5 protein-coding genes are annotated in these 5,063 nt (G+C 52.7%); all 5 read right to left on the bottom strand.

Going from position 1 to position 5,063, the window contains the following annotated elements:
* Positions 1-71: 71 nt before the first annotated feature.
* The 5 genes from carA to QZP87_RS09305 are packed head-to-tail and all read right to left on the bottom strand — an operon-like array spanning position 72 to position 4,679.
* On the bottom strand, positions 72-1,190 hold the full coding sequence (gene carA, locus QZP87_RS09325) for a glutamine-hydrolyzing carbamoyl-phosphate synthase small subunit (RefSeq protein WP_291322648.1): 1,119 nt from the start codon (positions 1,188-1,190) through the stop codon (positions 72-74).
* Positions 1,168-1,944, bottom strand: coding sequence for a 3-deoxy-manno-octulosonate cytidylyltransferase (kdsB, locus tag QZP87_RS09320; protein WP_291322647.1), 777 nt, complete (start codon positions 1,942-1,944; stop codon positions 1,168-1,170). Before kdsB ends, carA begins: the two co-directional genes overlap by 23 nt.
* A gap of 6 nt (positions 1,945-1,950) precedes the next feature.
* Positions 1,951-3,207 (bottom strand): glycosyltransferase N-terminal domain-containing protein, encoded by a 1,257-nt coding sequence (locus QZP87_RS09315; RefSeq protein WP_291322646.1) that lies wholly within the window; start codon positions 3,205-3,207, stop codon positions 1,951-1,953.
* Between the two features lie 10 nt (positions 3,208-3,217).
* On the bottom strand, positions 3,218-4,114 hold the full coding sequence (locus tag QZP87_RS09310) for a D-alanine--D-alanine ligase (RefSeq protein ID WP_291322645.1): 897 nt from the start codon (positions 4,112-4,114) through the stop codon (positions 3,218-3,220).
* Positions 4,050-4,679 (bottom strand): HDIG domain-containing metalloprotein, encoded by a 630-nt coding sequence (locus QZP87_RS09305; protein ID WP_291322644.1) that lies wholly within the window; start codon positions 4,677-4,679, stop codon positions 4,050-4,052. Before QZP87_RS09305 ends, QZP87_RS09310 begins: the two co-directional genes overlap by 65 nt.
* Positions 4,680-5,063: the final 384 nt, after the last annotated feature.

Genomic DNA, 5,063 nt, shown 5'->3' with positions numbered 1-5,063 from the left:
GTTTTCTTGGAAAAATAAGTGCGGGGAGAGCCAGTCCCCGTGGCACTCTGTAGTCTGTAAATCTGATGGGGCTACGCCTGGACCATCTCCCGGTATCTGCTGAAAAAATACCGGCTGTCATGGGGTCCGGAAGCGGCCTCAGGGTGGTACTGAATGGCCATTAAGGGCTTTGATTTGTGGCGGAATCCTTCCAGGGTGTTGTCGTTGAGGTTGATGTGGGTCTGTTCCAGGTAGTCCAGGTGTTCGATGTTTACGCAGAAACCGTGGTTTTGGGATGATATCTCTATTTTGCCTGTGCTCAGATCTTTTACAGGATGGTTCATACCGTGGTGACCGAATTTGAGCTTGAAGCTGGTCCCTCCCATGGCCAGCCCCAAGAGTTGGTGTCCCAGACAGATGCCGGCCACAGGAAATTTTTCCAGCAGCCTGGATATGATCTGGATACTTTTGGTCATGACCGCCGGATCACCGGGACCGTTGGAGAGAAACACTCCATGGGGCTGTACCCTGCATGCTTGTTCAAACCCGAAATCCCAGGGTACAACCAGGATCTCCAGGCCCTGGGCCTTTAACAGCCTCAGGATGTTCCATTTGATTCCATAGTCGTACACTAGAATTTTCGGCCCGATCCCCGGCCAGTCATAGCTTCCGTCCTGATTCAGATCCGCCTGCACGGGGCCCCATTCCGTCCATGCAAAGGGCCTGCTGCAGCCTGCCTTTTCAGCCAGGTTCAGACCTTCCATGCGGGGAAGTTGCTGAGCTTTGCCTGCAAGTTTGCCGGGATCGGTTTCGGTGGTGGACATGACTCCCCGCATGGCCCCGAATTTGCGGATATGGGTTGTCAAGGCCCTGGTATCGACTCCCTCAACGCCCATGATCTTGTGCCCCCTTAAATAATCCGGCAGGGACTGGGTGGCCCTCCAGTTGGAGGGGATACGGCAGCACTCCCTGGTAATAAATCCAGCCACCTGGACCTTTTCTGACTCCACATCTTCAGAATTGACACCGTAATTGCCCATGAGAGGATAAGTCATGCAGACCATCTGGCCGATATAGGAGGGGTCTGTAAGTATTTCCTGATAGCCGGTCATGCCGGTATTGAAGATAACTTCCCCGGACGCCTCTCCCATACCGGTAAAGGAGCGGCCTTCAAACCAGGTCCCGTCTTCAAGGGCCAGTAAAGCTCTCATAATCATCCTCCTGCAGTAATTCAACAGCTCTGGTAATATCTTCAGGCACGTCCACCCCGTGACAGATATATGAAGTCATCACTACATTAATGGGGATGCCGGCCTCCAAGAGACGCAATTGTTCCAATTTTTCAGCTTGTTCCAAAGGACTTGGGTCCAGTTGATGAAACCTTTCCAGGGTTGCAAAGCTATAGGCATAAAGGCCGATATGTCCCAGAAAAGGGCCTGAACCGTCCCATGACCAGGGAATGGGGCTGCGGGAAAAATATAGTGCCCGGCCCAGTCTGGAAACCGCTACTTTGACCACGTTCGGGCTGATGGCCTCGCAAGGATCGATTTTTCTGACCGGGGTACTGACACAGACCCCGGTAGCTGTTACAAAAGGGAGCAGGAGCTGGTCAAGTAATTTCGGTTCCAGGGCCGGTTCGTCTCCCTGGATATTGACCACGATGCTCTGCCTGCCGAGGCCCAGGATTTCGGCTGCTTCCATTATGCGGTCCGTACCGCTCTGATGCTGTGGGGAAGTCATTAGCACCGGTACGTCCAGTTCCCTGGCTGCATTGAATATTCTGTGGTCATCAGTGGCCAGGTATACCTGTTGCAACAGGCTGCACTGCATTGCCCGCTGGTAAACATGCCAGAACATCGGGCGACCCAGGATATCAGCCAGGGGCTTGCCGGGGAACCTGGTTGAGGCGTACCTGGCAGGGATAATCCCCGTGCAATAAGGCAGGGGGCTGCCTGTAGCCTTCAATCCCGCTTACCTCCTGGTTCTTGCTGCGATGCCGGCCAGCTCCTGTGTGCCTCCCAGGCGGGTCTGGAGATATTCTTTGAATTTTTTCTCCACCTGTTCTCTGGACATGCTCTGGGCTTGAATCAGCCTGGAGTAAAGTTCGTTTTCATCCTTAACCTGGACCAACAGTCCCATGTTCAGGAGTTCGCTTCCCACCCAGTTGAAATTGTCCCAATAAGGACCAACACAGGGGATCACACCCTGAGCCAGGGCCTCCAGGAAATTCTGGCCGCCGCAGGGCATGAGGCTGCCACCTACGAACGCAGACCTTGCAATGGCATAAGCTGCCTGCAGCTCTCCAAAGCTGTCCCACAGGATTACCCCCGAGGGGGCGGTGCCGGATTGGAGGCTGGAGCGAAGCGTATACGGGATTTTGTCTCTTTCCAGGATTTTCTGCCAGGCTTTTGTGCGGGTCAGGTGCCTGGGGAAAAGGGCGATGCTGGTCTTGGGCCGGTTTTTATAAATATTGCGGATCACCCTGGCCACCTGGGGCTCTTCCTCCCGGCGTACAGAACCCAGGGCTATGAGTGCATGCTTGGGTTTGAAATAAGAGGACAGGGGGTTTTGAACATAAGCAATGGGTGGTTTGTCCACTAATAAGTCGAACTTGATGTTGGGCATTACCTGTGTATGGGCTGCAGGAAAAAGAGAGGAAAACCTTTCCCGGTCAATTTCGGACACTGCTGCTATTGTGTCCGGACCTATGCCTGCCAGCAGCCTGCGCAGTGAGTAGTACCGGCAGAAACTTTTCAGGCTGAGGCGGCCGTTGCCCAGTACCACCGGGATATTCCGGCGGCGGCAGGCATAAAGCAGGGACGGCCAGATTTCTGTTTCCAGCAGGACAAGTCTTTCGGGCTTGATCCTTTTCAGAGCCATGGACATTATACACAGGTTGTCAAAGGGAAAGAATGCCTTTTGAGCATCTTCTTTAATCTCGCTGTCCAGCAGGTCCATGCCCTGCCTGGTACTGGTGGTGACCAAAATATTTCTGATCCCCTTGCTGTTAAGTTCCTTCACCAATTTCGCGGCCAACCGGGCTTCCCCCGCGGAGGCAGCCTGGATCCAGACCTGAAAAGGCCCCTTGGGCATGGCGTACCCAAGCCTGCCTGCATCAATGGGAGTGTGTCTCTTGACTATCAGCAGAACAGGCACGGCTATGATCCATAACAGGGAATAAACCGTGAGCAGAATTCTGTGGCAAAAGGAAAATCTCTTGGCTTTCATCTTGTCACCTCTATTGGTTGGAGGTTACTGCCAGGGACAAAAGCCTGGCAATGAGGTCCGTAAACTCTATTCCTACCTGCTTGGCCGCCCTGGGAACCAGGCTGGTCCTGGTCATGCCAGGCAGGGTATTGGTTTCAAGGATATAAATATTGTCATCTTCGTCCAGCATGAAGTCGGAACGGCTGTAATGGCTTAGCCCAAGCACTTTGTGAGCCTGCAGGGACATCTCCCTGACTTTTCGGTTCGTCTCTGATGAGACAGGGGCCGGGCAGATCTCTATTGCACCCTCCGGGTCGTATTTACTTATGTAGTCAAAAAAATCGCCTTTGACGGGTTGGATCAGTATCGGGGGCAGAGCCTCATCATCCAGTACAGCGCAACTTATTTCGCGACCGGGAATAAACTCTTCCACAAGGATCGCCTGATCAGAACTCACGCCTTTCAGATAGGACTGCATGTCTCCAGCATTGTGAAAAAAGTGCATGTCCAGACTGGAACCACCCAGGTTAGGTTTGCAGACCGCGGGCGGGGACATTTTTAGCAGATTGCCCTGGGGGTGATACAGGCCTCCCCTGGGTGTCCTCAATCCGTTATTGATAAAAAACTGCTTACTCAAGGCCTTGTTAAGAGCCAGAAAGGATCCTCGTACCCCGGAGCCCTGGTAGGGCAGGCCCACATCCTCAAGAATGGCCTGCACACTTCCGTCTTCACCTGGACATCCATGCAGATTTATAAAGGCTGCATCGGCTGAACGGGCTTTTTGTACCAGGTCCTGGTAGTCCGGGGTAAGGTCCAGGAATAACACTTCATGTCCCAGGCTCTGCAGGGCTTTGTGGATCTGGTCAGCGCCTGCCAGAGAAACCTCCCTTTCCTTGGACCACCCTCCTGCTATCAAAAGTACACGCATTCAGGTCTGCCTCTAAAGTCCTGTTTAACTGTTCCTGGATTTCCAGGGTCTGAAGCCATGACTGGTGTATCAGCCTGTACATCTTGGGGTTTACGCCGTAGCGCTTGTAGATATCTTCAAACCTGGTTTCCAGGCTGACTATTCGCTCGTGCATCACCCTTTTGTCGCTATAGATTATTACAAGGGGCAGAAAAAATTTGTGGATGTCCAGTTCTCCCGGCCAGCACACATGGTGCATGACTCCCTGGGCGATGGCCGGGTTGCCGGTGAGCTCCATAACCAGGCTTGCACCCAGCTGATTGTGGGACCCCCCATGCTCTATGCAGAAAAACTTTCCTAAATCGTGCAGCAGAGCTGAGGCAACAACAGCCGCTGTGTTTACAGGCAGACCTCTGGAGGAGGCCAGGGTGCAGATATATTCAGCTACATGGGCTACCAGGATACTATGCTCCCTGATATGTCCGGGCAGGTGGTACAAATTCCAGTAATATCGGCATTCCTCCCTGGTGGGAATTTTCCACCGGGGATCCATGGGGTACTGTACCGGCTGGAAAACAGAAATCATTGGTTTGAACCGGGATCCTGGATGTTGCTGTTCATGAGTTGTCGATCTGTTAGCATTGAACCTGAAAAAAGGCAAAACATTTTGAATGCCCGGATGAAATTACTTTAGAGTTCAAGGCTGTTCTTTTGTCTGAAGAAAGTCGATACTTGTTGACCTTTGGCTGGAGGCTGATTAATGAATTACTCCTAATGCGGGCTTTGCCCGCAACCCAATATAGAAAAGAGCTTTTTGTGACAGGGTTTCAGGAGTAAGTCACTAGGCTTTTTCCGCGACTCTGCACGGAAAAAGAGGCCCCTGCGGGGCATCATTGGGTCAACCCTTGCAGGACGCGTTGAGCACGGGGACTGGCTCTCCCGGCACTTATTTTTCTAATCTGTTTCTTGT

Source organism: Desulfonatronospira sp. (assembly GCA_003563255.1).
In the GTDB taxonomy this organism is placed as follows: Bacteria; Desulfobacterota; Desulfovibrionia; order Desulfovibrionales; family Desulfonatronovibrionaceae; genus Desulfonatronospira.
This window is presented reverse-complemented; position numbering and strand designations above follow the sequence as displayed.

What these genes read in the sequence shown, in the direction of transcription:
- QZP87_RS09315 (WP_291322646.1), bottom strand. Translation starts at nt 3,207, where the DNA reads ATGAAAGCCAAGAGATTTTCCTTTTGCCACAGAATTCTGCTCACGGTT.
- QZP87_RS09310 (WP_291322645.1), bottom strand. Translation starts at nt 4,114, where the DNA reads ATGCGTGTACTTTTGATAGCAGGAGGGTGGTCCAAGGAAAGGGAGGTT.
- QZP87_RS09305 (WP_291322644.1), bottom strand. Translation starts at nt 4,679, where the DNA reads ATGATTTCTGTTTTCCAGCCGGTACAGTACCCCATGGATCCCCGGTGG.
- carA (WP_291322648.1), bottom strand. Translation starts at nt 1,190, where the DNA reads ATGAGAGCTTTACTGGCCCTTGAAGACGGGACCTGGTTTGAAGGCCGC.